At 69.8% G+C, this 26,722-nt stretch carries 27 protein-coding genes; 12 read left to right on the plus strand and 15 right to left on the minus strand.

Annotation, left to right across the window (positions count from 1 at the left end; all coding sequences use genetic code 11):
- Positions 1–349: 349 nt before the first annotated feature.
- Both TSH58p_RS14720 and TSH58p_RS14725 read left to right on the plus strand, forming a co-directional pair.
- A complete protein-coding gene (locus tag TSH58p_RS14720) occupies positions 350–2,788 on the plus strand; it encodes a methyl-accepting chemotaxis protein (protein WP_109469258.1) in 2,439 nt (812 codons plus the stop codon).
- Between the two features lie 117 nt (positions 2,789–2,905).
- On the plus strand, positions 2,906–3,268 hold the full coding sequence (locus tag TSH58p_RS14725; RefSeq protein ID WP_146205807.1) for a hypothetical protein: 363 nt from the start codon (positions 2,906–2,908) through the stop codon (positions 3,266–3,268).
- 195 nt (positions 3,269–3,463) lie between these two features.
- Here the strand turns inward: TSH58p_RS14725 and TSH58p_RS14730 are convergent, their stop codons facing one another.
- Both TSH58p_RS14730 and TSH58p_RS14735 read right to left on the minus strand, forming a co-directional pair.
- Complete coding sequence (locus TSH58p_RS14730) at positions 3,464–4,015, minus strand: hypothetical protein (RefSeq protein ID WP_109067809.1); 552 nt, start codon at positions 4,013–4,015, stop codon at positions 3,464–3,466.
- 70 nt (positions 4,016–4,085) lie between these two features.
- Entirely contained in the window at positions 4,086–5,105 is a 1,020-nt protein-coding gene (locus TSH58p_RS14735) for a cation diffusion facilitator family transporter (protein ID WP_146205806.1), read from the minus strand.
- A 186-nt stretch (positions 5,106–5,291) separates the two neighbouring features.
- On the opposite strand from TSH58p_RS14735, the gene TSH58p_RS14745 reads away from it, so the two are divergent.
- The 5 genes from TSH58p_RS14745 to accC all read left to right on the plus strand — a co-directional run bounded on the left by TSH58p_RS14745 (position 5,292) and on the right by accC (position 9,997).
- Positions 5,292–6,755 carry a dynamin family protein gene (locus TSH58p_RS14745; RefSeq protein WP_109067807.1) on the plus strand — a complete coding sequence of 488 codons (1,464 nt, stop codon included), beginning with the start codon at positions 5,292–5,294 and terminating at the stop codon, positions 6,753–6,755.
- Between the two features lie 35 nt (positions 6,756–6,790).
- Positions 6,791–7,585, plus strand: a complete 795-nt coding sequence (locus TSH58p_RS14750) for an ABC transporter substrate-binding protein (protein WP_109067806.1) — start codon at positions 6,791–6,793, stop codon at positions 7,583–7,585.
- Between the two features lie 125 nt (positions 7,586–7,710).
- Positions 7,711–8,160: a type II 3-dehydroquinate dehydratase gene (gene aroQ, locus TSH58p_RS14755; RefSeq protein ID WP_014241158.1), complete on the plus strand. Its 450-nt coding sequence runs from the start codon at positions 7,711–7,713 to the stop codon at positions 8,158–8,160.
- Between the two features lie 23 nt (positions 8,161–8,183).
- Complete coding sequence (accB, locus tag TSH58p_RS14760; RefSeq protein WP_109067805.1) at positions 8,184–8,633, plus strand: acetyl-CoA carboxylase biotin carboxyl carrier protein; 450 nt, start codon at positions 8,184–8,186, stop codon at positions 8,631–8,633.
- Between the two features lie 20 nt (positions 8,634–8,653).
- Positions 8,654–9,997 carry an acetyl-CoA carboxylase biotin carboxylase subunit gene (gene accC, locus TSH58p_RS14765; protein ID WP_014241156.1) on the plus strand — a complete coding sequence of 448 codons (1,344 nt, stop codon included), beginning with the start codon at positions 8,654–8,656 and terminating at the stop codon, positions 9,995–9,997.
- A gap of 275 nt (positions 9,998–10,272) precedes the next feature.
- Here the strand turns inward: accC and TSH58p_RS14770 are convergent, their stop codons facing one another.
- Positions 10,273–10,926: a ribonuclease T2 gene (locus TSH58p_RS14770; protein WP_109067804.1), complete on the minus strand. Its 654-nt coding sequence runs from the start codon at positions 10,924–10,926 to the stop codon at positions 10,273–10,275.
- Between the two features lie 125 nt (positions 10,927–11,051).
- On the opposite strand from TSH58p_RS14770, the gene aat reads away from it, so the two are divergent.
- On the plus strand, positions 11,052–11,693 hold the full coding sequence (gene aat / locus TSH58p_RS14775; RefSeq protein ID WP_109067803.1) for a leucyl/phenylalanyl-tRNA--protein transferase: 642 nt from the start codon (positions 11,052–11,054) through the stop codon (positions 11,691–11,693).
- Between the two features lie 21 nt (positions 11,694–11,714).
- Here the strand turns inward: aat and TSH58p_RS14780 are convergent, their stop codons facing one another.
- The 8 genes from TSH58p_RS14780 to TSH58p_RS14815 form a co-directional block, all read right to left on the minus strand.
- Positions 11,715–12,176, minus strand: a complete 462-nt coding sequence (locus TSH58p_RS14780; RefSeq protein ID WP_247873800.1) for a DUF2155 domain-containing protein — start codon at positions 12,174–12,176, stop codon at positions 11,715–11,717.
- 92 nt (positions 12,177–12,268) lie between these two features.
- Entirely contained in the window at positions 12,269–12,535 is a 267-nt protein-coding gene (locus TSH58p_RS14785) for a hypothetical protein (RefSeq protein WP_109067802.1), read from the minus strand.
- A 171-nt stretch (positions 12,536–12,706) separates the two neighbouring features.
- Positions 12,707–13,192 (minus strand): outer membrane lipid asymmetry maintenance protein MlaD, encoded by a 486-nt coding sequence (gene mlaD, locus TSH58p_RS14790; protein ID WP_109067801.1) that lies wholly within the window; start codon positions 13,190–13,192, stop codon positions 12,707–12,709.
- Between the two features lie 30 nt (positions 13,193–13,222).
- On the minus strand, positions 13,223–13,615 hold the full coding sequence (locus tag TSH58p_RS14795) for an NADH:ubiquinone oxidoreductase subunit NDUFA12 (RefSeq protein WP_109067800.1): 393 nt from the start codon (positions 13,613–13,615) through the stop codon (positions 13,223–13,225).
- Positions 13,616–13,744: 129 nt separating this feature from the next.
- Positions 13,745–14,416, minus strand: coding sequence for a LysE family translocator (locus tag TSH58p_RS14800; RefSeq protein WP_109067799.1), 672 nt, complete (start codon positions 14,414–14,416; stop codon positions 13,745–13,747).
- Between the two features lie 25 nt (positions 14,417–14,441).
- Entirely contained in the window at positions 14,442–15,350 is a 909-nt protein-coding gene (locus TSH58p_RS14805) for a lipid A biosynthesis lauroyl acyltransferase (RefSeq protein ID WP_109067798.1), read from the minus strand.
- The gene (gene lpxK, locus TSH58p_RS14810; protein WP_109067797.1) at positions 15,343–16,353 is read right to left on the minus strand and encodes a tetraacyldisaccharide 4'-kinase; all 1,011 of its coding nucleotides are present in this window, start codon (positions 16,351–16,353) and stop codon (positions 15,343–15,345) included. Before lpxK ends, TSH58p_RS14805 begins: the two co-directional genes overlap by 8 nt.
- Positions 16,350–17,633, minus strand: a complete 1,284-nt coding sequence (locus tag TSH58p_RS14815; protein ID WP_109067796.1) for a 3-deoxy-D-manno-octulosonic acid transferase — start codon at positions 17,631–17,633, stop codon at positions 16,350–16,352. Before TSH58p_RS14815 ends, lpxK begins: the two co-directional genes overlap by 4 nt.
- A 285-nt stretch (positions 17,634–17,918) precedes the next feature.
- Here TSH58p_RS14815 and TSH58p_RS14820 point away from each other — a divergent pair, with 285 nt between their 5' ends.
- Positions 17,919–19,274: a globin-coupled sensor protein gene (locus TSH58p_RS14820; RefSeq protein ID WP_109067795.1), complete on the plus strand. Its 1,356-nt coding sequence runs from the start codon at positions 17,919–17,921 to the stop codon at positions 19,272–19,274.
- Between the two features lie 48 nt (positions 19,275–19,322).
- Here the strand turns inward: TSH58p_RS14820 and TSH58p_RS14825 are convergent, their stop codons facing one another.
- A complete protein-coding gene (locus TSH58p_RS14825; protein ID WP_109067794.1) occupies positions 19,323–20,321 on the minus strand; it encodes a glycosyltransferase family 1 protein in 999 nt (332 codons plus the stop codon).
- The gene (locus tag TSH58p_RS14830) at positions 20,318–21,175 is read right to left on the minus strand and encodes a UDP-2,3-diacylglucosamine diphosphatase (RefSeq protein WP_109067816.1); all 858 of its coding nucleotides are present in this window, start codon (positions 21,173–21,175) and stop codon (positions 20,318–20,320) included. Before TSH58p_RS14830 ends, TSH58p_RS14825 begins: the two co-directional genes overlap by 4 nt.
- 216 nt (positions 21,176–21,391) lie before the next feature.
- On the opposite strand from TSH58p_RS14830, the gene TSH58p_RS14835 reads away from it, so the two are divergent.
- From TSH58p_RS14835 to TSH58p_RS14850, 3 genes are all read left to right on the plus strand, one after another.
- Complete coding sequence (locus TSH58p_RS14835) at positions 21,392–22,309, plus strand: diacylglycerol kinase family protein (RefSeq protein ID WP_247873799.1); 918 nt, start codon at positions 21,392–21,394, stop codon at positions 22,307–22,309.
- A 123-nt stretch (positions 22,310–22,432) separates the two neighbouring features.
- Positions 22,433–24,043, plus strand: a complete 1,611-nt coding sequence (locus TSH58p_RS14845) for a hypothetical protein (protein ID WP_158282543.1) — start codon at positions 22,433–22,435, stop codon at positions 24,041–24,043.
- A gap of 109 nt (positions 24,044–24,152) precedes the next feature.
- Entirely contained in the window at positions 24,153–24,620 is a 468-nt protein-coding gene (locus TSH58p_RS14850) for a hypothetical protein (protein WP_146205805.1), read from the plus strand.
- Between the two features lie 39 nt (positions 24,621–24,659).
- Here the strand turns inward: TSH58p_RS14850 and TSH58p_RS14855 are convergent, their stop codons facing one another.
- Positions 24,660–26,015, minus strand: a complete 1,356-nt coding sequence (locus TSH58p_RS14855) for a TldD/PmbA family protein (protein WP_109067790.1) — start codon at positions 26,013–26,015, stop codon at positions 24,660–24,662.
- Positions 26,016–26,191: 176 nt separating this feature from the next.
- A complete protein-coding gene (locus tag TSH58p_RS14860; protein WP_109067789.1) occupies positions 26,192–26,641 on the minus strand; it encodes a DoxX family protein in 450 nt (149 codons plus the stop codon).
- Positions 26,642–26,722 lie beyond the last annotated feature (81 nt).

Below are 26,722 nucleotides of genomic sequence, written 5' to 3' on the forward strand. Positions count from 1 at the left end.
CCCGCAGCCTTGCAGCCTCCCTTGCAACCCGGTCTGCTGAAGGCGCTGATTGCGGCGCATTGCCTGCCTCGCGCGTGCCGGTTGCGCACCCGCGCATGGCGTCGATTGGGAAAGGAATGATATTACGGGGTGTGGTCGATGGAGTGAATATTCCAAATTGTGGTGATTTCGTCGTCCCGGGATGGTGTGGAAACATTTTGCTAATCAAATTCGGATAGGTCGGAGGAAATAGAGTTCGCGCCACAGTCCGCGCTGCGTCCGAAGGGTCGGGCCGGCATGGATGGTCGGCGGCGATGGTCGGCGGCGACGCTCCCCTGCGCCGCCGGATCGCAATCAAAGGATCAGGTCGATGCAGACAAGCAGTCTGGCGGGGCGCTTCAAGGTCGGGACCCGCATTTACTTTGGTTTCCTTGTGGTGTTGCTGCTGCTGGCGGTGGTCGTCGCCATCGGCGTGCGGGGCCTCGGGGTGGCGCGGTCCGGCTTCGAATCTTACGCGGCGGTGAGCAACCACTCGATCCAGGTCAGCTCCATCGACGCGCAGGTCGCCCAGATGCGCCGCCTCGCCTTGACCTTCAACACCTTCGGCGACCCGAAGGTGGCGGAGCAGGTCCGCGCCGTCCAGGCGACCCTCGTGAAGGACCTGCGGGGCTCCCTGGATGGAACGACCGGCGAGCGCCGCGCCCTGCTGGAGCGGATGAACCAGGTCTTCGCCAGCTACGTGGCCGACTTCAACACGCTGGCGGAGCTTCGCCTGCGCCGCGACCGCCTCTACACCGAGCAGCTCGTCCCGGCGGGAGAGAAGGCGCGCGAGACCGTGTCGCAGCTCGTCTCCACCCTGATCGCCGACGGCGAGCACGAGGCGGCGGCCAACGCCGCCCTCGCGCAGGAGCAGCTTCTGCTGGCGCGGCTTGCCGCGTCGCGCTTCTTCACCAGCCCGAACGAGTCGATCATCGCGGAAGTGTCGGCCCGTGACGACGCCTTCGGCGAGGCCATCCGCCGGGCGACCGAGCGGTTGAGCAACCCGGCGCGCCGCGCCGCCGCGCTGGCCGCCGATCAGCTTGCCGACCGCTACGTCTCCCTGTTCCGCGAGACTGCCGCCGCCATGCTGGAAAACGCCCGGCTGGTCGACGTGATGGGCGCCCGCGGCGTCGAGTTCGCCGACCTTTCCGACCGCACCGTCGCGATCGAGGGCAAGGACCGCGACGCCGTGCTGGCCGAAACCACCGGCAGCATGGACCGCACCCTGTCGGCCAACATGACGATCGCGGCCGGCGCCTTCCTGTTCGGCCTGCTTCTGGCCTGGGCGGTGGCGCGGTCCATCGTCAAGCCGGTGGTGTCGATGACCGAGACGATGACGAACCTCGCCGGCGGCGACCTGACGGTGACCATCCCGGCGCTCGCCAATCGCGACGAGATCGGCCGGATGGCGCAGGCGGTGCAGGTGTTCAAGGACAACGCCATCCAGAAGAAGGCGATGGACGAGGCCGAGCGCGAGCGGCTGGAGGCCGAGCGCCGGGCCGACGAGGCGCAGCGCGCCCGCGAGACGGCCATCGGCGAGGAGATCGCCGCGCTGATCGACGGCGTGTCGAAGGGCGACCTGTCGCGCCGCCTGGAGCTGGCCGGCAAGGACGGCTTCTACCGGACGATGTCGGAAGGCATCAACCGCCTGACCGATACGGTGGAGGCGGTCATCGCCGACCTCGGCGCGGTGCTCAGCGCGCTCGCCCAGGGCGACCTCAACAAGCGGGTGGAGCGCGATTACCAGGGCGCTTTCCAGACCCTGAAGACCGACGTCAACACAACCTCCGCCAAGCTGTCGGAGATCGTCGGCCAGATCCTGCGCGCCACCGACGCGATTTCCGGCGCGGCGTCCGAAGTTTCGCTGGGGTCGAGCGACCTCGCGGAGCGGACGGAGCAGCAGGCATCGTCCCTGGAGGAGACGGCGGCGAGCATGGAGGAGCTGGGGGCGACCGTGCGCTCCAACGCCGACAACGCCCAGCGCGCCAACGGCATGGCCGCCGACGCCCGCACCGCCGCGGAATCCGGCGGGACGGTGGCGGATTCGGCGATCGACGCGATGAAGCGCATCGAGGCGTCGAGCCGCAAGATCACCGACATCATCGGGGTGATCGACGAGATCGCCTTCCAGACCAATCTGCTGGCGCTGAACGCGGCGGTCGAGGCGGCGCGGGCCGGCGATGCGGGCCGCGGCTTCGCCGTGGTGGCGCAGGAGGTGCGCAACCTTGCCCAGCGCTCCGCCCAGGCCTCCAAGGAGATCAAGGGGCTGATCCTCGACAGCGACAGCCAGGTGAAGGACGGTGTGGAGCTGGTCAAGAAGGCCGGCGACGCGCTGGAGGGCATCGTGTCGGGCGTCCAGCAGGTCGCCGGGCTGATCGCCGAGATGGCCTCGGCCTCCTCGGAGCAGGCGGCGGCGCTCGACGAGATCAACGCCACCGTCTCGCAGATGGACGAGATGACCCAGAAGAACGCCGCGCTCGTCGAGGAGACCACCGCGGCCGCCCAGTCGCTGGCCAACCAGGCGACGGACCTGCGATCCCTGGTCAGCTTCTTCAAGCTGGACGCCGCGGCCTTCGCGGCGGCCCCCGCCGTCCATCATGGCGGGGCGTCTCCGGCTCTGCGGCGCAGCATCGCCCCGACCAAGCCGGCGCCGGCCAAACCCGCCGCGCGCAAGGCGGCGGCTCCGGCCCGTCCGGCAGCGGCGGGCAAGGCGGCCTCGGCCACCCTGCAGCGCGCCTCCGCCGACGAGGACGATTGGAAGGAGTTCTGATAAGGGGTTCCGATTGGGGGCACGCTGAAGAATGCGTGCGATGGAAAGGGCGGCGCGGACGTTTGTCAGGGTAGGCCATCACACCGGCCTCCTTCACCAACCGGGAGTGACGAACCCATGACCGCGCGCCGCCTCATCCCCGTAAGTCTCATGGTGCCCCTGTTCCTTGCCGGCGCCCTGTGGGCGGTGCCGGCGGGCGCCGCCGACACGCCGCCCCCGCCCGGCGCCACTCCGCCGGCTCCCGGCGCGCCCAGCACGCCGGGCGAGCAGGCCCGCCAGGGCGTGGAACTGCTGATGAAGGCGCTGGAGGGGTGGGTGCGGCAGGTGCCGATGTTCGCTCCCCCCGAAGTCACCCCGGAGGGCGACATCGTCATCCGCCGGCTCGACCGGTCCCGCCCGGCACCCCCCAATCCAGGACCGGCCGAACCCACGCCGCCGAGGTCCGATCCCCCGGTGCCCAACGCCCCGACCGATCTGTAGGGCGAAGCCGGAAGCCCGATACGTCCTGTCACGCAGCGCTCTGGCGGGGATGGCGGCGTATCGCGGGAGGCCTGAACAGGCTTAACGCTTCCTTAAATCATAGTTAATAGTGGGTTAACGACCGTTCGTGGGCCGAACAGGGGCCGCGAGGGCCGGGCTGCGTGACGCGCTGTATCGGCCCTTCCGCTCCGCCGGTCAGCCGGCGTGCCAGGGGCCTCCCGGACGGGCGAAGCCTTCCACATGATCGCGCAGCTTCTGGATTTGCGACGGGGTGAGGGAGAGGCCGAGCCGTGCGGCGAAGGCGGCGGCCAAGGCGCCGCGCGTCGGGCGTTCCCCCCGGCCCGACAGGGCGCGGTACAGCTCGAACGCCGCGGCGTAGCGCCGCAACGCCTCCGGACGGCGGCGCAACTGGGCCGCCTGCGGGGTGGCGGTCGCCTCCAGATGGGCTTCCAGACGGCGCAGGGCGTCCGCCGCCGTCAGGGCGGGCAGGGGAATGGGCGGCTCCGGCTCCCGTTCGGGCCGGCCGATGGCCGCCTTGGCGCGGTGCCGCCGCTGGCGCAGCCGGTCGTCGTTGCGCAGGCGCTCCGCATAGGCGGGATCGCTGCGCCGCCGCTCGGTGCGGGCGCGGTTGGCGCGGGCGTTGCGCTCCTCCCGGTCCGCGCGGCTCTGCGGATCGCTGAGAAGGAAGGCGAGCTCCTCCGCCGTCAGGCGCAGGGAGTCGGTGTCGGGGTCGTTTTCGGCAGCCATGCCGAAAGCAACGTTTCCGGCGCGGTGATCGATCCATACCACCGAAGAAGGTCACAGACGGTGAGGCCCGTCAGGCCGCGTGGTGCATCTCCCGGCCGTCCGGGCAGGGGCCGGTCTCCACCTGAACCGTGGCGTGGCCGATGCCGAAGCGTCCGCGCAGGGTCTTGACAAGATCGCGCAGCACCGCGTCGCGGTCGGTTCCCGGCGGCACCACGGCGTGCATGGTCAGCAGCGGCCGCTCCGCCGTCAGGGACCAGACATGGACGTGATGGATGTCGGTGACCGCTGGCACCGCCTCGTGCAGGGCGCTGCGCAGTTCGTCCACATCGATGCCGACCGGCGTGCCCTCCACCAGGATGTGGGCGCTCTGCCGCACCACCTCCCAGGCGCCGCGCAGGATCAGCAGGGCGACCAGCACCGAGAGGATGGGGTCGATGGGCGTCCAGCCGGTCGCCAGGATGATGCCCGCCGCCGCCACCGCCGCCACCGAGCCCAGCAGGTCGCCCAGCACATGCAGGGCGGCGCCGCGGACGTTCAGGTTCTCCCGGTCGCCGCGGTGCAGGATGTAGAAGCCGGCGAGGTTGCCCAGCCCGCCCAGCACCGCCACCGCCATCATGGTGCCGCCCAGGACCGGCTGGGGCTCCATCAGCCGCTGCGCCGCCTCCCACAGAATCCAGGCGGACAGCAGGAAAAGGCTGAGGCCGTTGACGAAGGCGGCGAGGACCTGGAGCCGGTGGTAGCCGAAGCTGCGCCGCCGGTCGGACGGGCGCCGCCCCAGCCGGAAGGCCAGCCAGGCCAGCGCCAGCGCCGCCGCGTCGGTCAGCATGTGCCCGGCGTCGGCCAGCAGGGCGAGCGACCCCGACAGGACGCCGCCCACCACCTCCACCACCATCAGGCCGGCGGTCATCAGCAGGACCAGCAGGATCCGCCGCTCGCTGTCGGCCGTCACCCTCGCGGTGTGGGAATGCCCGTGGCTGTGGCTGTGGCCGTGGTCATGTCCATGCTCATGCCCGTGGTCATGGCCATCCTCATGGTCATGATGATCGTGATCGTGGTGCTGGGCACCGTGCCCCTGCGGTCCCTGCGTCACTGGCCTGCCTCCTCGCGGTCATGCTTGGAATCGGACGACGGGGTCAAGATAGGGCCGATGCTGCGCCGCCGTCACGGCGTTTCCGGTCACCGCGATTTCGCTGTCCATCGCAACGGCCCCTCGTGCTAGAGAATGCCTCCGACACGAGACGTCACCCATTTCACAGCAGACGGGACCCGGCCGGCCATGACCCCCAGGCAAGCCCTCCAGCAGCGCCTCGCCGCCCTGGACGCGCATCTCCGCGCGGAAAACCCGAACCTCCTCCCGGTCATCCCGACCTTCCGCAGTTTCGACCGTGTCCTGGTCCGGCTGGGCCTGCTGGGGCCGCACGAGTCGCTGACCACGCGCATTCCCTGGTGGCCGATGATCGCGGTGCTGGGTACCTTCTCGGCGGGCAAATCCACCTTCCTCAACGGCTATCTCGGCGCGCCGCTGCAGAACACCGGCAACCAGGCGGTGGACGACAAGTTCACGGTGATCTGCCACGGGCCGGAAACCCGGCGGGAGGCGCTGCCGGGCACCGCGCTGAACGCCGACCCGCGCTTCCCCTTCTACCGGATCGCCGACGAGATCGAGAAGGTCGCGGCGGGCGAGGGCAAGCGCATCGACAATTACCTGCAGCTCAAGACGCTGTCCGGCGACCGGGCGCGCGGCAAGATCTTCATCGACTCGCCGGGCTTCGACGCCGACGACCAGCGCCGCTCGGTGCTGCGGCTGGTCGACCACATCGTCGAGCTGTCCGACCTCGTGCTGGTCTTCTTCGACGGGCGCCACCCGGAACCGGGGGCGATGCAGGACACGCTGAAGCATCTGGTGGCGAAGACGGTGGACCGCGCCGACGCGCGCAAGGTCTGCTACATCCTGAACCAGATCGACACGACGGCGAAGGAAGACAATCTGGAGGCGGTGTTCGGCGCGTGGCAGCGCGCCATCGCCCAGGCCGGCCTGGTGTCGGGCCGCTTCTACGCGCTCTACGACAGCAAGTCGGCGGTCGCCATCGCCGACGACGCCGTGCGCGCCCGCTACGAGGCGCGGCGCGACGCCGACCTCGCCGAACTCCAGGTGCGCATCAACGAGGTGGAGGTCGCCCGCGCCTACCGCATCGTCGGCATGATCGACAGCCTCGTGAAGGAGCTGAAGGGCGAGATCGTCCCGCAGCTCGCCGCGGCGATGAAGCGCTGGCGCAAGCTGGTGCTGATCGGCGACGCGGTGTGGCTGGCCCTGCTCGCCCTGCTGTTCGGCGGGATCGCCAGCCTCGCCGGCGGGGACACGGTGTCGGCCTTCCTCACCTGGCTGACCCAGTCGCAGCCGGCCTGGGCCGGCGGACTGCCGGTCGGGGTGCTGGCGGCGCTGGTGGTGCTGGGCGGCCTGTTCGGCGCCGGCCACTTCTGGCTGCGCTCCTTCATGGCCCGCCGGGTCGCCCGCAGCCTGCCGGAGCGCTACGGCGACGTGGACCTGAACCTGCAGCAGGGCTTCCTGCGCAACACCCGCTTCTTCCGCTCGATCTTCCGTAAGAAGCCGGTCGGCTGGAGCGGCGGCGCCGAGAAGCGCATCTTCTCCATCCGCGAGGCGGTGGCGGAGCATGTCCAGCGCATCAACGACCTGTTCACCGACCCCGCCGGGCGGCGCAACCGCGCCCCGGCGGAGTGATCGGGCGGCGGCGCGAGAGGGAAGGGAGGCCGGCCATGGTGGGGCGGCGGGGGCTTCTGGCCATGCTCCTGCTGCTGGCGGCGCTCGGTCCCGTCCGGGCGGCGACGCCCGACTCGGCCCCAATCGCCTCCGCCCCGCTCGGCTCAGCCCTGCATCTCGTCACCGGCAACGATTTCGCGCCCTTCACCGGGGAGGATCTGCCGGAGGGCGGCCTGCTGACCGAGATCGTGCGCCGCGCCTTCGACGAGGTGGGGCTGCGCTACGGGGTGCGCTTCATGCCCTGGCGCCGCGGCTACGACGGCGTGCTGGCGGGCAAGTTCCTCGGCACCTTCCCCTATGTCCGCACGCCGGACCGCGAGATGGAGATGCTGTTCTCCGACCCGCTGCTGGAGGTGCGGCAACTCGTCTACCTGTCCGCCCACAGCGGCATGGTGTTCCGCAAGCCGGAGGATTTCCGGGGCCGCACGGTCTGCGCGCCGGTCGGCTACGCCCTGCCGCCGGAACTGGCGGCGCTGGCCGCGGCGGGCGCGCTGACCCGGGAAAGCCCGGCGGATCTGCCGGCCTGCGTGCGGATGGCCGCCTCGGGCCGGGTGGACGCCTTCGTCATCGACGAGTTCACCGGGCGGAGCGCCGTGGCCAAGGCGATGATGGGCGACGAGATCCGCGTCGCCCCCTTGCCCTACGCCCGCGCCGGGCAGCACCTGATTCTCTCCCGTTCGCTGCCGGAGGCGGCGGCGATCCTGGCGGCTTTCAACGCCGGATTGAGAAAGCTGAAGGACGGCGGGGCCTTCGAGGAGATCCTGCGCCGCCACCTGTCCGCCGCGCCGTGAGGCATTTGGCGTCGAAGGGGGCAGAACACGCCGAATGGGCGTAACGTTTGCGCCATGCGGCATTGCCAGCGCGACGCAAAGTGCTATAAACGCGCGGACTCGATCTTGGAAAAGGGGCGTGGCCCGTGGCCATCGACGCTTCCGTTCTGGTCCTGAACGGACCGAACCTGAACATGCTGGGCGTGCGCGAACCGCATATCTATGGCTCCATGACGCTCGACGACCTGGAAGGCGCGTGCCAGGAACGCGCCGAACAGCTCGGGCTGGCCATCGATTTCCGGCAGTCGAACCACGAGGGCGAACTCGTTTCCTGGATTCAGCAGGCGCGGACGGAGCATGACGGCATCGTCATCAACGCCGGCGCCTACAGCCACACCTCCGTCGCCATCATGGACGCGCTGATCCTGTCCGAGCTGCCGATCGTCGAGGTGCATCTCTCCAACATCTACAAGCGTGAGGCCATCCGCCACCACTCGCACATTTCCGCGGTGGCCAAGGGGATGATCTGCGGCTTCGGCCCTCACGGGTATCTGCTGGCGCTGGACGCCATGGCGAATATCCTCGAGCGCGACTAAGGAACACGGGAAAAACGAACACCATGGCAAGCTTCGACATCGACGGCGATCTGGTCCGCAAGCTCGCGGATCTCCTGCGTGAGACGGGCTTGAGCGAGATCGAGTTTGCCGAGGGCGAGAAGCGGATCCGCGTCACCCGCCCGACGGCCGCCCAGACGGTGGCCGTGCACGCTCCGGTCGCCGCTCCCGCTCCGGTCGCCGCTGCGGCGGCGGCCCCGGCCGGCAAGCCCGCCAGCCATCCGGGCGCGGTCACCTCGCCGATGGTCGGCACGGCCTACGCCGCGGCCGAGCCGGGCGGCACGCCCTTCGTGCGCGTCGGCGACACGGTGAAGGCCGGCCAGACCGTCCTCATCATCGAGGCGATGAAGGTCATGAACCCCATCAAGGCCCCGCGGGGCGGCACGGTCGTCGAGATCCTGATCTCCGACAGCCAGCCGGTGGAGTTCGGCGAAGTCCTTATGATCATCGAGTGAGCGGGGATCATCCCTTGGCGATGTTCGAGAAGGTCCTGATCGCGAACCGCGGTGAGATTGCTCTGCGCATCCACCGCGCCTGCCGTGAGATGGGAATCCAGACCGTGGCGGTGCATTCCACCGCCGATGCCGACGCCATGCACGTCCGCCTCGCGGACGAGAGCGTGTGCATCGGCCCCGCGTCGGCCCGCGAAAGCTACCTGAACATTCCGGCGATCCTGTCGGCGGCGTCGATCACCGGGGCGGACGCGATCCATCCCGGCATCGGCTTCCTGTCGGAGAACGCCCAGTTCGCGGAGATGGTGGAGGAGCACGGCTTCACCTTCATCGGCCCGACCGCGGAGCACATCCGCATCATGGGCGACAAGGTCACCGCGAAGAAGACGGTGATGGAGCAGGGGCTGCCCGTGGTCCCCGGTTCCGACGGCCCGGTGCCGACGCTGGAGGAGGCGGAGAAGATCGGCCGCGAGACCGGCTATCCGATCCTCATCAAGGCGGCGGCGGGCGGCGGCGGCAAGGGCATGAAGGTCGCCCGCAACCCCGACCAGCTCAAGGAAGCCTACCAGCTCGCCCGTGGCGAGGCGCGCGCCGCCTTCGGCAACGACGAGGTCTACATCGAGAAGTATCTCGGCAAGCCCCGGCACATCGAGATCCAGCTTCTCGGCGACGAGCACGGCAACTGCGTGCATTTCGGCGAGCGCGACTGCTCCGTGCAGCGCCGCCACCAGAAGGTCATCGAGGAAGCCCCGTCGCCGGCCCTGAACGCCGAGCAGCGCGCCTTCATCGGCGATCTGGCGGCCAAGACGGCGGCGGCCATCGGCTACCGCGGCGTCGGCACGATGGAGTTCCTGTTCGAGGACGGGCAGTTCTACTTCATCGAGATGAACACCCGCCTGCAGGTCGAGCACACGATCACCGAGATGATCACCGGCATCGATCTGGTGCGCGAGCAGATCCGCGTGGCGACCGGCGCCCCGCTCGGCTACGGCCAGGCGGACATCCGCTTCCAGGGCCATTCGATCGAGTGCCGCGTGAACGCGGAGCATCCGGAGACCTTCATCCCGTCGCCGGGGAAGATCGACGGCTACCACGCGCCGGGCGGCCTGGGCGTGCGCGTCGACTCGGCGCTCTACGACGGCTACCGCATCCCGCCGCACTACGACAGCCTGATCGCCAAGCTGGTCGTCCACGGCACCACCCGCAACGAGTGCCTGATGCGGCTGCGCCGGACGATCGAAGAGTATGTGATCGGCGGCGTCGACACCACGCTGCCCCTGCACCAGCGCATCATCGCGCAGCAGGCCTTCATCGACGGCAACTACGACATCCACTGGCTCGAACAGCTGATGGGCATGAAGAAGTAATCGTTTGTTTGGCTGAATGAAAAAGAGCCCTTCTTCCCGATGGGGAGGACGGGCTCTTTTCGTTCGTGTGAGCGCGGGATTCTTGCGGGCAACCAAGTCTTCACGGATTGCGCGGATTTGAGCACGGATGACACAGATTTCTTTGGGCTTGCTCAGCCCTCGCTGATCGAACAGGCCCGCGCTAGGCGCGAATAGAGAAAATCCGCGAAATCCGTGTCAAAATCCGTGCAATCCGTGAAAACCCTGTTGTCCCCCGAGAATCCCGCACCCCACCGTCACGGCGCCGCGGTCAGCAGCGCGTCGCGGCGGCAGCGGTCCACCACCTTGGCGCCGCAGGGCATGAAGGACAGGTCCTTGCTCAGGCACAGCCGCACCTCCGCCACGTCGCGCTTGGAGCAGACCAGCGCCACCGACTCCGGCTCCAGCCCCGGATTGGCCTGGACGAACAGCCGCTCCACCTGGGTCGCGGGGATCGACAGGTCGGATTTCGGAGCCTGGAGCGCCTCGGGGATCTTCACCTTGGCGAAGGCCTTGCGGACCTGCGCGAAATAGTCGGTGACGGGCAGGCCGCTGCAGGTGCCGTGCTTGGTCCATTGGTGCACGATCAGGCCGACGCTGGGCATCACCGGCATGGTGGCGTCCACCACGGCGCGGGGAACCGTGCGGTCGCGGCTGCAGGTGGCCGGATAGCCGCCGTTGCTGTATTGCGGCCACAGGCCGTGGACGATGAAGCCGAACTTGCGCTCCATCCCGCACTGGTCGGGATCGGCGTCGCCCTGATTCTTGGCGCAGTGGGTGGGCGACCAGGACAGGCTGAGCACATAGTAATCGAAGGTGCCGGGCTCCGCCCTGCGCTGCGCCCATGACGCGCCGGTCATCGAGAGAAACGCAACCACCGCGACTGCAATGGCTGACAGAACCATCTTCATGCTGGAATTCCTTCTAAGGGAACGCTCTCCCGTTGCATACCATGGTGGGAGCCACCTGTCGCGCGGAAGTGGTGCGCTGAGATAACGTTGCGGGGGTGAGGGGGCAAACGGCTATAGTGTCCGCGATGATCGAACTGTCCGCATCGCTGCTTCTGCGCGCCTACGCCGCCGGCATTTTCCCGATGGCGGAGAACGCCGACTCCGAGGAGCTGTACTGGTTCGATCCGGAACGGCGCGGCGTCCTGCCGCTGGAGGGCTTCCACGTCCCGCGCAAGCTGCGCAAGACGGTGCGGCGCGGCCCGTTCGAGCTGCGTTTCGACGCGGCCTTCCGCGCGGTGATCGAAGCCTGCGCGGAACCGACCCCGGACCGCCCGAAGACCTGGATCAACGGCGACATCCTGCGGCTCTACACCGAACTGCACGAGCGCGGCTGCGCCCACAGCGTGGAATGCTGGAGCGGTGGCCAACTCGTCGGCGGCCTCTACGGCGTCGCGCTGGGCGGCGCCTTCTTCGGGGAAAGCATGTTCAGCCGCGTCACCGACGCCAGCAAGGTGGCGCTGGTGCATCTGGTCGCCCGGCTGCGGGCGGCGGGCTACACGCTGCTGGACGCGCAATTCGTGACGGAGCATCTGAGCCAGTTCGGCGCCATGGAGATCCCGCGCGCCGAATACCGCCGCCGGCTGGCCGCCGCCCTGGCGGTCCCGACGGACTTCGGCGGCGTCGACCAGGAGGCGGCCGTCACGGCGCTGCTGGGTGCGGACGGCTGAGGGCGGCCCTCGGGGCTTGACTCAGTCGCCCTCGCAGGACAGCACCCAGACGTCGTAGATCGGGTGCTCCATCGCCGACAGGGCGGGGCTGGAGGCGAACATCCAGCCGCTGAACACCGGTTCCGCCTGCTCGCCGGGCTTGTTCTCGATCACTTCGAGGAAGGCGGCGGTCTCCGGCGTCTCGATCGGCGGGTTCTCCTTGCAGGCGCGCAGGGTGATGCGCAGGCTGCCGAGCGCCTTGGTCTCGCCGACCGCGATGGTGAAGGTCGAGGTGCGGGCGGTGATCTTGTCCAGCCCCTGCAGCTTGGCGGCGGGGCGGCTGACCATCTCCTCCGGCACCGGGGCGGCGGCGGTGGGGCCGCTGGTCAGGCTCACGGCCGGAAGGCAGAGCAGCGCGGCCGCCAGGGCCGCGCCGCGAACGCGTTTGCCAACGATCGGGCCGATGAGGCTTTTCGGAGTCGTCGTCACTGGGATCGTCGTCACTGGGGATCGCTTCCGTGATGTCGAACGGCGTGGGCCGAAACCCGACAGCCTTCTAGCCCGGAAGCGTCTCCCCGTCTACTCCGCGCCGGCTTTTACTGGGTGATGCTGCCGCTGGGGCGGGTGCCGCCGTAGGGGGCGTTGGTGGACGGACCGGCGGTGCCCTCCTTCTCCTCGACCTTCTGGGTGGCGGTGCCGCCCGCGGCGCCCGCGGCTCCGCCGACCACCGCGCCGACCGGCCCGCCGACCACGGCGCCCGCCGCAGCCCCGCCCAGAGCGCCGCTGGCGGCCTTCTCCTCGGTGTTGACGCCGCAGGCGGCGGCGAACAGGGCGAGGCCGAGAACCAGGAAACGGGCTTTCATCGCTGATCTCCTCTGTGATGGGTCTGGCGTGATGGGTGTGCCGTATTGGATCCGGAGAAGGAAACGGCAGCGTGGCCGCGGCTGTTCCGAAGGGGGGTGGGAAAAAGTGGATGGCGCAAACGAAAAAAGGGGCCGCGAGGCCCCTTCGTTCGTCGTTTCCGTATGCGGCGCTTACAGCTTGGGCGGCTCGCCGCCCTCCTGTCCGGGCTTGCTCATGTTCTGCAGCGAGAAGATGACCTGACCGAGAAGCTGCTCGATGCCGGGGGTGCTCTGCGTGTACTCGACGCGGCCCTCCGGCTTGAGCATGTCCTCCTCGCCGCCCGGCTCCAGCGACAGGAACTTGCCGCCCAGCAGGCTTTCCGAGGCGATGACCGCCGCGGTGTCCTTGGGCAGCTTGATGTCCGGGTGGATCGACATGTGCACGACCGCCTGATAGCTCTTCGGGTCGAGCGTCAGTTCGGTGACCGACCCCACCTTCACGCCGCTGATCCGCACGTCCGCCCCGCTCTGCAGGCCGGAGATGCTGGTGAAATTGGCGGTGAGGGCGTAGCCGTTCACCTTGCGCAAATCGGCGCTGGTGTAGGCGAAAGCCAGAAAAAAGCCGGCCACGGCGAGGACGACCCCGCCGAGCACGGTTTCAATCACATTGCGGCGCATGAGGGATTCCTAAGGGACCGCGCGGGCGTCTCAGCCCGGAGTCCAGGGTTCGTAGTCGCCGGTGGCGCGCACGCGCTGCCCGCCCGCATACTGGTGCCCGGGCGGCCGGTAGGCCTGGAGCGAGCCGGACAGGTTCGGCAGATGCTCCTTCTGCCACGGCTTGTGGAAGGCGCTGTTGCCTTCCGGCAGCGGCTCCTTCGTGGTGTGGTGCAGCCAGGAATGCCATTCCGGCGGCACCTTGGAGGCATCCGGTTCCCCGGCATAGATCACCCAGCGGCGTTCCTTGACGCCGGCGATCTTGCTCGGGCAGCGGTAATAGGTGTTGCCGAAGCGGTCGGTGCCGACCTTGTTGCCCCGGCGCCAGGTGACAAACCGGATGTGGATGTTCGCCATCCAGGTGATCAGGGAGATCTTCTCGCTCATCGTCGCTCGCGGTCGGTAAGCCATTCGGCCGGACGGGCTGGCCGGTTAAACGCGGGCGGCACTATGACACCCCCGGCCACGCACGTCCACTGACTCCGCAACGTCTTTTCCCGCCTGACGGATTTGCCGTCAGGCGATGCGCCGGTCGGTCAGCAGCAGGCGCAGCGCGAAGCCCAGGAACAGAACCCCCGCCACGCCGTCCAGCACCGCCCGCACCCGCGCGCTCGACAGCGCGCGCCGCGCCGCACCGGCGCTGAGGGCCGCGACCCCCAGCAGGTAGAGGCCGCCGATGACGCCGAGGATCGAGCCGAGGAGGAAGATCTGCAGCGCGACGTGGCCGAGCGCCGGTGCGACGAATTGCGGCACGAAGGCGAGATAGAACAGGATGACCTTCGGATTCAGCAGGTTGGTCAGCAGCGCCTGGAGGAAGACGCGGTGCGCCGGGGCCGACTCGGGCTTGGCGGTGGGCGCCTCTTCGCCGCCGCGGCGGCCGAAGCCGGTCCGCAGGGCGCTCCACAGCGCGCGTCCGCCGATCCAGCCCAGATAGGCGCCGCCGGCGTAGCGCAGCACGTCGAACAGGGCCGGCGAGGCGGCGACCAGGGCCGAGATGCCGGCGGCGGCCAGCAGCGCGTGGATCAGGTTGCCCAGCGTGATGCCGGCGGTGGCGACCACCCCGGCGTTGCGCCCGTCCATCACACTGCGCGACAGGACCAGCAGGGAATCGGGGCCCGGCGCCACCGTCAGGACCAGCGCCGCGACGAGGTAGAGCTGAAGCAGATGCGGATCGAGCGGCAGGGGCATGGGATTTTCTCCGTCAGTCGGGCCGTCAGTCGGGCCAGCGCCGGTGCAGCCAGAGCCATTCGGCGGGGCGCTCGCGAATCCATTGCTCCAACAGGGCGTTCAGGCGCTCCATCAAAATCCGCACATCAGCGTTGCGGTCGCCGCTGTTTGGTGGCTCCACCGGCGGCAGGACGGTGATGCGGAAACGCGCGCCGTCCAGCCGTTCCGTCCGCGCCGGCACCAGCGGGATGCCCAGCCGCAGGGCGAGCTGTGCCGCTGCCGGCGCGGTCATGGCGTCCCGTCCGAAGAAGGGGACGGGCATGCCGTCGTTCATCTTCTGGTCGATCAGCATGCCGACATGTCCGCCCTTGGTCAGCACCCGGATCAGCGTGCGCGCGCCCTCAGGCCCCTTGGGAATGTGCGTGCCGCCGGCGGCCCCCCGCAGTTCGGTCAGCAGCCGGTCGACATAGGGGTTGTTGGGCGCGCGGTAGACCACCGCCAGTTCCAATCCCATCTTGCGGGAGCAGACGGGCTTCACTTCCCAGTTGGCGAAATGGCCGGACACCAGGATGCCGGCCTTGCCGTCGTCGCGCAGGGCGTCGATGTGCTCGCCGCCGACCACTTCGGTCCGGCCGCCGGGGCCATAGGCACCGATAGCGTCCAGATGCGGGTACTCGGCGATGACGCGGCCCAGATTGTCCCACATGCCGAGGATGATCGCGTCAATCTCCGCGGGGGATTTCTCGGGGAAGGCGCGCTCCAGGTTGCGGCGGGCGGTGCGGGTGCTGCGAAGGCGCGGGCCGACGGTCCGTCCGATCCAGCCGCCGAGAGCCGAGGCGCGGTCGAGCGGAAGGGCGCGGAACAGGCCGCAGAAGCCGTGGACGAGGACGGCCTCCAGCGGGTAGCCGACCCGGCGGGTCAGCCAGGACACCAGGGGGCCGCGCGGCTTAGCCATTGGGAACTCCAGTCGGAAGCGCGGTCAGAAGGGGGGCGAGCAGGCGGTCGAGGGCGGCGGGGTCCCGCCAGACGGCGCGCACCGGCACCACCCGGACCAGGGCGCGCAAAGGCTCCGGCAGGCGGACGGCGTCCTTCACGGTGGTGACGGGCAGGGCGCCCAGCGCGGCGGCGCGGTCCACCAGGGCCATCACCTCCTCGGGGCGATAGGGGTGGTGGTCGGCGAAAGCGGCGCGCTCCACCACGCGGGCGCCCAGCGCCTCCAGCGTCGCGAAGAACTTCTCCGGCCGCCCGATGCCGGCGAAGGCGAGGACCGCCTGTCCGGCGAGCGCGCGGGCGCCCTCCACCGGTTCCAGCCGGGCGTGCAGGACGGGCAGGGCGCCGGCCACGCGGCGCTCCACCCCGGCGCGGTCCTCGCCCAGCACCACGACGGCGTCGGCGCGGGCCAGCCCATGGGCCACCGGTTCGCGCAGGGGGCCGGCGGGGACGAGATGGCCGTTGCCGAAGCCCACCGCCCCGTCCACCACGATCAGCGACCGATCCTTGGCGAGGCCGGGATTCTGGAAGCCGTCGTCCATCACCAGGACGGAGGCGCCGGCGGCGACGGCCGCTCGTGCTCCGGCGGCGCGGTCGCGCGCCACCCAGCAGGGACCGTGGGCGGCCAGCAGCAGCGCCTCGTCGCCCACCGCGGCGGAATCGTGGGTGCCGAGATCGACGGCCAGCGGCCCGCGCTCGCGCCCGCCATGGCCGCGGGTGAGGAAGGCGGGGGCGGCCCCGCGGGCGCGCAGGGCCTCGGCCAGGGCGATGCAGACCGGTGTCTTGCCGGCCCCGCCCGCCACCAGATTGCCGACGCAGAGGACGGGCACGGCGGCCCGCTCCGGCCGCCCCGTCGCCATGCGCAGCCGCCCGGCCAGCCCGTAGAGCGCGCCCAGCGGGGCGAGCGCCCAGCCCAGAGCCGCCCCGGCGGCCCCGCCGGACCCGTACCAGAAGCCGGGAGTCCTCATGCCGCCGGCCGGACGCTGCCGACGCCCAGGACGGGGGCGAGCGCCGCCAGCGCGCGGTCGACGATCCGCCGGTTGGTCTCGGTCACCGCCGACGCGCCGGCGGCGACGCGGGCGCGGGCGGCCTCGTCGGTCAGCAGGCGCCCGACCGCGTCGGGCAGAGCCTCCGCCCCGGACACCGGCAGGGCGCCCCCGGCGGCTTCGAGCTGGCGGGTGATCTCCGCGAAGTTCCACATGTGCGGGCCGTAGAGGACCGCGCAGCCGAGCAGGGCCGGCTCCACCGGGTTCTGGCCGCCGTGCGGCACGAAGGACCCGCCCATGCAGACCACCGGGGCCAGCCGGTAGAACAGCCCCATCTCCCCCATCGTGTCGGCGATGTGCACGGCGTCCGCGGCGGCGGGCAGGGCGCCCTCGCCGCGGCGCGAGACGGTCAGGCCGCGCCCGCGCAGCAGCGCCGCGATGTCGGCGCCGCGGTGGGCGTGGCGGGGGATCAGCAGGGTCAGCAGGCCGGGCAGGCGCGGGGCCAGCGCCTCATGAACCGCGGCGGCCAGCTCGTCCTCGCCGGGGTGGGTGCTAGCGAGCAGCCAGACGGGGCGCCCGGCGCAGGCCGCGCGCAGCGTCGCCAGGGCGGCGGGGTCGGCGGGCGGCGGCTCGGCGGAGAATTTCAGGTTGCCGACGCTGACGACGCCCCGCGCGCCCAGCCGGCGCAGGCGGTCGGCGTCCTCCTCCGACTGGGCCAGCGTGACCTGGAAGGTGGAGAGCAGCGGCGTGATCAGGCCCGACGCGCAACGCCAGCGGTTGAAGGAGCGCTCCGACATGCGCGCGTTGACCAGCGCCGCCGGAATGCCGCGCGCCCGCACGGCGCCGAGCAGGTTGGGCCAGATCTCCGATTCCGTCCACAGCACCAGATCGGGGCGCCAATGGTCGAGGAAACGGTCCACAGCCGCCGGCAGGTCCACCGGCACATATTGGTGAAAGGCGCGCTCCGGCAGGCGGCGGCCCATCAGCTCCGCCGAGGTGACGGTGCCGGTGGTCATCAGGACCGTCAGGTCCGGCGTCTCGTCGAGCAGGCGGTCGATGAGGACGAGGACGGAGTTGGCCTCCCCCACGCTGGCCGCGTGGATCCAGGCCAGCCGTCCGGGCGGCCGCGGGCGCGCGGCCGTGCCGAAGCGCTCTCCCCGGCGGGCGGAGTCCTCCTTGCCGGCGGCCAGCCGCCGGTCGAGATACAGACGAACCGCCGGCCCGGCGAGGGTCGTCAGGCCGCGGTAGAGTGACTGAAGCATGCGGGTCGAAACGCCATCCGACAAAACCAACGCGGCCAAGTTTCCCGGCCGCGGTCCCCACCACTTTAGCACGGGGGGCTGTGGCAGAGGTAAGGCTTTGCGCTAGCGCCCATCGGAAGGCTGATGGCCGGATGGGGCCTGCTCGCATACCAGGGTATGACGAATTTGGGGTGTCTTATGATAATTTTGAAGCAATCCGATGCTATCCTGGTGGCGTAGAAACGTTGGCAGCTTCAAGGATGGCGGGCAACGCTCCGGCCATCAACATTTCAGGATGATAACATCATGGCGGGCGTACAGGAACGTGACGGCCAGGAAAACCGGCTCCGGGCCTTCAGCATCACCGAGGCGGACATTGCGCGTCTGCGCGCCAACCGGGACTTCGCGCAGCACCGCCTGCCCTCTCTGCTGGAGCGGTGGCACAGCGCCTTCGCCGCTTGGCCGGAAATCCGCGACGCCCTGATCCTGCCGGACGTGCACGCCGCGCGCGTCGCCCATTGGACCCGCGTGGTTTCGGGCGACCTCGGTCCGGGCTTCCTGGAATCCGCCCATCGGCTGGCCAAGGCATTCTACGACCACGGTGTGCCGGGCTATGCGGTGGCCATCTGCCATCACACGGTGTCCAGCGGCATCGTCCGCGAACTGGGACTCGACGCGGCGGAAGGGCGCGGATCGCTGTTCGGATCGAGAAAGGCGGCGGAGCGGGCGGCCCTGCGCGACACGCTGGGGCGGGTCGCCTGGCTCGACCTCGAAGTGCTGCTGGAGACCTACGCGGCGGCCGAGAAGGAGAGCAAGCGCGCCATTCTGGATCAGGTCGCCGACAGCCTGGAGGGCAGCGTCCGCGGCATCGCCGACAACACGGTGGCCGCGTCGGACGAGATGAAGGGCAACGCCCAGCGCATGGCGCAGATCGCCGCCGCCACCAACCGCCAGTCGCTCGCCGTGGCCGCCGCCGCCGAGCAGGCGTCCGCCAACGTGCAGACGGTCGCCGCCGCGTCGGAGCAGCTCACCGGCTCGATCGCCGAGATCAGCCGGCAGGTCGCCCAGTCCTCGCAGATCGCCCGCGGCGCGGTGGCCGAGGCGGAGCGGACCAACGCCACGGTGAACGGTCTGGTCGACGCCGCGCAGAAGATCGGCGCGGTGCTCCAGCTCATCAACAGCATCGCCGGGCAGACCAACCTGCTGGCGCTGAACGCGACCATCGAAGCGGCCCGCGCCGGGGAGGCCGGCAAGGGCTTCGCCGTGGTCGCGCAGGAGGTCAAGAACCTCGCCAACCAGACCGCCAAGGCGACCGAGGACATCTCCGCCCAGATCGCCAGCATCCAGGAGGTCGCGCGCGGCTCCGCCGAGGCGCTGAGCGGCATCGGCACCACCATCGGCAGCATCAACGACATCGTCATCACCGTTTCCGCCGCGGTGGAGCAGCAGACCGCCGCCACCCAGGAGATCGTCCGCAACGTCCAGGAGGCCGCCCGCGGAACCCGCAGCGTGACCGACACCATCGGGGCGGTGACCAAAGGGGCGTCGGAGACGGGCAGCCTCGCCGAGGACGTGCTGGGGGCCGCCGGCAACCTGCACCGCGAGTCCGACCGCCTGCGCGAGAGCGTGGACCTGTTCATGCAGCGCATCCGCGCCGCCTGATCGGGGGGGCCGGGCCGGCCGCGCACCGGTCCGGCTTCCGTCCCCTGGTCAGGTGAACGGGCGCAGGTTCGCCAGGAACTGCTCGGCGGAGCGCCGCCAGGAGAAGTTCAGGGCATGGTCCCGGCACCGCTCCGGCGGGATGGTCAGGGCGCGTTCGACCGCCCCCTTCAGATCCTCGTCCAGGCAGCCGGCGCCGGAGCCGTCGACCACGTCCAGGGGGCCGGGCACCGGGTAGGCCGCCACCGGCACGCCCGAGGCCAGAGCCTCCAGCAGCACCAGGCCGAAGGTGTCGGTGCGCGACGGGAAGACGAAGACGTCCGCCGCGGCGTAGTGCTGGGCCAGTTCCTCGCCATGGCGGGCGCCGGCCCAATGGACCTCCGGGTATCTCTGCTGAAGCTCCGCGCGGGCCGGGCCGTCGCCGACCACCACCTTGCTGCCCGGCAGTTCGAGCCTCAGGAACTCCTCCAGGTTCTTCTCCACCGCCACGCGCCCGACATAGAGGGCGATGGGGCGGGGCAGCGCCAGGAAGCCCTTGGCGCGGGGGCGGAACAGCTCGGTGTCCACGCCGCGGGTCCAGCGCCGGATGTTGGTGAAGCCGCGGGCCGCGAGGTCGCTCTCGATGGACGGCGTCGCCACCATCACCGCCGAGGACGGCCTGTGGAAGCGGCGCACCACGGCGTAGCTGAGCGCCAGCGGCACCGGCGCCCGGTCGCGCACATATTCCGGGAAGCGGGTGTGGTAGGCGGTGGTGAAGGGCTTGCCGCGGCCGAGGCAGTAGCGCCGGGCGGCGAAACCCAGCGGCCCTTCGGTGGCGATGTGGATGCAGTCGGGGCGCAGCGCGTCGATCATCGCGTTCAGCCGGCGCCCCGCGCCCAGCGCCAGCCGGATTTCCGGGTAGGTGGGCATGGGCACGGTGCGGAAGCGGTCGGGGCCGATCACCTCCACGCGGTGTCCCATGGCCTCCAGCTCGGCTTGGACGGTGCCGATGGTGCGCACCACGCCGTTGACCTGGGGCAGCCAGGCGTCGGAGACGATCAGGATGTTCACGCCGCCGCCTTCTCCTTCACGTTCTCCTTGGCCGCCGTCTCCTTGGCCGCCGTCTCCCTGGTCGGGATGCGGGCGGGCAGCGTCGTCGCGGCGCGCCGGCGGATGTCCGCCGCCCAGTCGATGATCTCCAGCCGGCCGCAGGGATGCTCGACCAAGGCGGTGCAGGACTCGACCCAGTCGCCGTCGTTGCAATAGAGGATTCCTTCCATGTCGCGGATTTCGGCGGTGTGGATGTGGCCGCAGACGACCCCGTCCACCTTGCGGCGCCGGGCCTCGTCGCCGAGAGCGGTCTCGTAGTTGCCGATGAACTCGACCGCCGTCTTCGTCTTGTGCTTTAGGAAGGCGGACAGCGACCAGTAGGGAAAGCCCAGCTTGCGGCGCGCCCAGTTGAACAGCGTGTTGGCCTGGAGCAGGACCACGTAGGCGTTGTCGCCGATGAAGGCCAGCCAGCGGGCGTACTTCACCACCACGTCGAAGCGGTCGCCGTGGGTGACCAGGAGCCGCCGCCCGTCGGCGGTGACGTGGATCATCTCCTCCACCACCTGGACGCCGCCAAACTGCAGGCCGGCGTAGTCGCGGGCGGCCTCGTCGTGGTTGCCGGGGATGTAATAGACCTGCACGCCCTTGCGCGCCCGGCGCAGGATCTTCTGCACCACGTCGTTGTGCGCCTGCGGCCAGTACCAGGTCTTGCGCAGGCGCCAGCCGTCCACGATGTCGCCGACGAGATAGAGGTGGTCGGACTCGTTGTGCTTCAGGAAATCGAGAAGATACTCCGCCTTGCACCCCCGCGTGCCCAGATGGACGTCGGAGATCCAGATGCTGCGGTACTGCTTGACGTCGCGTGATCCGCTCATGTCCCGCTCCATCGCCATTTCGGCAAGGGTTCATGGAAACATGTCCCGTATATCGGCCGCTCATTGTCTTGACAACGATTTCGATCATCCGCATCTGTTGGGATCATTGATTTCGGCAAGACTTCTTTTCAGTGAAACAAAGGCGAAAAATGACTTTATCAAAACTGAAACAGGATGGTCACATTGGACGCTGGTGCGGCGGATGGAGGCGAATCGGTGCCTGAGACGTCCAGACCGGCCGCGGCGACCCGGCGTCGTCTTCTGATCATCCACAACCCGGTGGCCGGCGCCCGCCGCGCGCGCCGTCTGGGCGCCGCTCTGGCGGTGCTGGAGCAGCGCCACGGGGCCGTGGTGACGCTTCAGGCCACCGGCGGGCGCGGCGACGCGGAGGCGATGGCCCGCGCGGTGGCCCCCGGTGCCTTCGACGCGGTGGTCGCCGCGGGCGGCGACGGCACCATCAACGAGGTGGTCAACGGGCTGGGCGCGCGCGGCGGGGACTCGGCGATTCCCTTGGGCATCGTGCCGCTGGGCACCGGCAACGTGCTGGCGCATGAACTGGGCCTGCCGCTGGACGCGGAGGGCGCGGCGCGGGTGTTGGCGGAAGGGCGCACGCTGCCGGTGCATCTGGGTGTGGCGAATGGCCGCGCCTTCGCCATGATGGCCGGCGCCGGCCTGGACGCCCGCGTGGTGGAGGGGGTGGACACGCGGCTGAAGCGGCTGATCGGCAAGGGCGCCTACGCGGTGGAAACGCTGGCCCGGATCGCCGCGGGCGGCGGCGGTCCCTACCGTCTGGCGGTGGACGGCGGGGAGCCGGTGGAGGTCGCCTCCGTGATCGTCGCCAGGGGGCATTTCTATGGGGGGCGCTTCGTCTGCGCGCCCGACGCGCGGCTGACCGACCCGCGGCTGCACGTCTGCCTGTTCCCGCGGATGGGGCGGGGGAACGCCCTGCGCTATCTCTGGGGCGTCGCCGCCGGGCGGCTGCCGCGCTTTCCCGACTACCGCATCCTGCCGGCCCGGCGCGTGGTCATCGAAGGGCCGGCGGGGGAGCCCGTGCAGGGCGATGGCGACGTGATCGCCCGTCTGCCGGTGGAGATCGCGCTGGCGCCGTGGATCTTGCCGGTGCTGGTGCGTTGAATATTGTTTTAAGAGTCCGTTAAGGGGTCTCTTGGAAAAATTACTTGGGAACATTCAATAATTACTTCGGTCTCTAAGGATTTAAGGCGCCTGCCGCCCAGGCGGGACCGAAAGGGGGAAGCCATGTCCGCGTCGATCAACGCCCTGTTCTCCGCCACCACGGCCAGCGCCACCGCGACCGCCACCAAATGGAAGCCCGCCGGAGGGGCCGCCGAGGCGGAGGGGACCTGGAAGGCGGCCTCCGACGCCGGGTCCTCCGCGGGCTCCGCGGCCCTGGCCGCCTTGAAGGGCGAGGACAGCGTGGAACTCAGCGGGCTGGCCAAGTCGCTGACCGGCGTGGCGGGGAAGGTTTTTGCCTCCATCGGCTCCAAGGGCCGCGCGATGCTGGAAGACTTCGTCAAGTCCGGCAAGATGACCGAGAAGGACGTGGCGTTGGGACTGCGCCAAATGGCGACCAACGCCGTGAAGGACCGCTTCATCAAGGAGCGGCCCGAGGATGAGGAGGACAAGGCCTGGGCGGAGAGGCTCGGGGCGGCTGAAAAGGCCTTCAAGACCAAGACGGAACGCATGGACAAGGCCATGTCGGCCCTGAACGAGGCGCGCACCGCCGCTTTCACCGCCTTCGGGAAGGACGAGGACACCGAGGCGTTCCAGGCGGCAATGGCTCCGGCCAATGCCCAATTCCGCGCGGAGGCGGCGGACATCGAACGCGAGATGCTCGAGACCGCCGGTGGCGACCCGAACAAGATCAAAGGGAAGTTCTTCGGGTATTTCGTGAAGAAGGGCGAGGAAGCGTTCGAAAAACTGGATTTCGGCGCGGAAGCGGAGGGCGGCGAGAATGGGCTGCTGTCGCCGGACAATGAAAAGGGAAAGGCCGCCGCCAAGCTTATGTATGACCTGGGTTTCAAAGGAAATCTGTACGCAAGGGGTCTCGCGGAGTATGCCGCGGACGTGAACATTCCCGGCATCGGGCGCGGTAAGGTCGACAAGAGCCAACCGATGCCCGCAGAGTATGAGCCCTCTGCCAAGGAGGAGGCCGAGGCCGCCGGCCTGCCGCCGCCGCCCACCACGGTGCTGACCACCAGCCAGACGCCGGGGCTTCAGGGCTTCGCGAAGGTCATCCAGGACGCTCGCGACTCGCTGGACGCCACCTACACGGCGATGGCGAAGGAAGGCAAGGGGGTGAACTACTCCGACCCGACCGGCAAGGACGTGGAGCGGTTGTTCGGCGGCTTCGACCGGCGCAGCCTCCACGCCATCGCCAGCAACAAGGACGGCACCTTCTCCAAGAACGAGCAGGAGGCGGCGCAGTCCATCATGGCCCGTCAGCAGAAGGAGGCGATGGATGCCGCCGACCCTCTGGGCACCGACAAGGCCGCCGCCTACCGCGCCGGGGTGAAGTTCCTCGACGAGGCCAGCCAGGAGGAGAAGGAGTCGGTCAACTGGTCGGTACAGCGCGCCGCGCTCCAGTACAGCTATGAGAAGGCGACGAAGGAGACCGGCGCGCCGATGGAGCGGTTGGGCTACGGCAGTGCGCTTGCCTCCGTGTTGAAGGACGCGCTGGAGGCACAGGACGCGCAGGCCGGCGATGTGATGAAGAGCGTCGGTGGGAAGGCGATGGGCGGGGAGGGCACCGGCTACGTGTCCGACCTGAAGAGCCTGTCGCTGTTCCGGGATTTCCTGCCCAACCTGTCGGTGCGCGGCGCCGGGGGCCCGATGAGCGTGACGGTCTGATATCCCGTCCTTGCCACAGGCCGGCGGCGGCGCTTGCCGCTAATCCGATGGGGGTAGAGCCGCGGGACGCGCTTGCGGCTCACCTCCGGCCGGCAAGGGAATGCGGATCATGAGTGGGGATCGGATGCGGTGCCGGAACGGGCACGCCGCGCTGGCGCTTCTGGCGGTGCTGTCCATCACCGGCCCGGCGCTGGCGGACAAGCCCGACTGGGCCGGCGGTCCCGGCGGAGGGCACGGCAAGCCGCAGGGCGGGCCTTCCTACGATTCCAAAGGGCACGACTCCAGAGGGCACGACCCCAAAGGGTTGGTGTCCCGCGGCGAGGTGACGATCATCCGGGATTATTTCTCCGCCCATCCGGTCGGGGCGACGGCCCTGCCGCCGGGGATCGCGAAGAAGCTGGCGCGCGGCCAGCCGCTGCCGCCGGGCATCGCCAAAAAGCTGGCGCCCGTCGAACTGCGCCAGCGGGTGCCGGTGTGCATGAACGGCTGGGAGTGCATCCTGGCCGGCGCGGACATGCTGATCCTGGATGCGGTGCACGGCACCATCGCCGACATCGTCCGCGGCGTGGTCCGCTGACACGAGGGGGAGGCGCCGGAAGGCGCCTCCCTCTGGGCTTTACAGACCGGCGATGGTCAGCCCGTCGATGCGGATGGTCGGCGCGTCCATGCCGAAGCGAAGTTCCAGGTCGCTGGCCGGCTCCAGGTTCAGGAACATCTCCTTCAGGTTGCCGGCGATGGTCAGCTCGGTGACCGGGTACGAGATCTGCCCGTTCTCGATCCAGTAGCCGGCGGCGCCCCGGCTGTAGTCGCCGGTCACCCCGTTGACGCCCGTTCCCATCAGCTCCGTCACGTAGAAGCCGTTGGGGATCTCGGCCAGCAGCTCGTCGCGGCTCTTGGCCCCCGGGGCCATGTAGACGTTGGCCGGGGCCGGGCCCGGCGGGCCGGAGGTGCCACGGGCGGCGTGGCCGGTCGTCGACAGGCCGAGCTGGCGGGCCGAGCGCAGGTCGAGCAGCCAAGTGGTCAGGTGCCCGTCCTCGATCAGGTTGCGGCGGGTGGTGGCGATGCCCTCCGCGTCGAAGGGGCGGGAGCGCAGGCCGCGCTTCACATGCGGGTCGTCGACGATGGTGATGCCGGCGGCGAAGATGCGCTGGCCCATCTTGTCCTTGAGGAAGCTGGTGCCGCGCGCGATGCTCGGCCCGCTGATCGAGCCGGTCAGGTGGCCCAGCAGCCCGCGGGAGACGCGCGGGTCGAACACCACCGGCACCTTGCAGCTCTTGACCCGGCGCGGGTTCAGGCGGCGGATGGCGCGCTCGCCGGCCTCGCGTCCGATCGACGCCGGGTCGCGCAGGTCGGAGCCGTAGACCTTGCTGTCATAATCGTAGTCGCGCTCCATTCCCGTGCCGGTCCCGGCCAGCACCGAGGCCGAGAGCGACTGCCGCGACACGCCGTAGCGGCCGGTGAAGCCGTTGGACGCGGCGATGGCGATGGTGGAGCGGCTCCACCCCGCGTCGGCGCCCTCGGAATTGGTGACGCCCTCGACCGCCAGCGCGGCCTCCTCGGCGATGCGGGCGCGTTCGATCAGCAGCTCCGCCGACGGCTCCGACGGGTCGCACACGTCGAGGTCGGGGAGGGTGGTGTAGATCTGCTCCGGGTCGGCGAGGCCGCAGAAGGGGTCCTCCGGCACCACGCGGGCCATGGCGACCGCGCGCTCCACCAGCTCGTCCAGCGCCTTGGCGCTGCGGTCGGTGGAGGAGACGATGGCCTGCCGCTTGCCGATGAAGACGCGCAGGCCCAGATCGCCCGACTCGGACCGCTCCAGCTTCTCCGTCTTGCCGAAACGCTGGCTCAGCGACAGGGAGGCGCTGTCGAACAGCACGGCGTCGGCGGAGTCGGCCCCGGCGCCCTTCGCCTTGCGGATCAGATCGTCCAGCAGGGTCAGCACGTCAGGTTGCGAGGTGGTCGAAACGGGCATTACGGTCTCCGCTAGGTCTCCGGCTTGTCTAGCAAATGGGAGCCCGGAGAAGAAGAGGAAGGGGCATATCGCCTCAGGTCGGGCACGGTCCGGGTGCAAACGCGGCGGCGCGCGGGGGGCTGGTGCCCGCCCGCGCGCCGCTTTTCAGTACTTGCGCGTCAGGTCTTGTTTCAGGGTCAGGCCAGCCGGTTCTGCAGGGTGCTGCGGCCGGCGGTCGGCAGCTTCAGGGCGAAGGCGCCGTCGCCCAGCAGGGCCTGCACGCCGAGCAGCACCGTCCAGAACACCGGGAACTCCCAGCCGCCGCCCTGGGCCGAGAAGACCCAGCCGTTGCCGGTGTGCTGGAGCGTCGCACCGATCAGGATCGGCAGCAGGGCCAGCGAGATCCAGCGGGTGAAGACGCCGGCCACCAGCAGCAGGCCGCCGCCGATCTCGCCGAGGATGACCAGATAGGCGAAGAGGCCGGGATAACCGAGGCTCTCGAAGTAGCCGACCGTGCCGGCGATGCCGAAGGTGAAGACCTTCAGGATCAGGCCGTGGGCGATGAAGAGAAGGCCCAGGCTGACGCGCAGCAGGAAGGCGGCGTAGGGGGCGGTGCGGTTGTCGATGGCGGCGGTGTTGGCGTTCATGGCGTGGTCTCCTGGTCTCAGCGTGTGCCCCGCGTCGGGGCCGTTGTCGTCTGAGGCCAAGAATAGCGATGCCTGCGTTCG

The sequence above is a fragment of the Azospirillum sp. TSH58 genome (assembly GCF_003119115.1).
Taxonomy (GTDB): Bacteria; Pseudomonadota; Alphaproteobacteria; order Azospirillales; family Azospirillaceae; genus Azospirillum.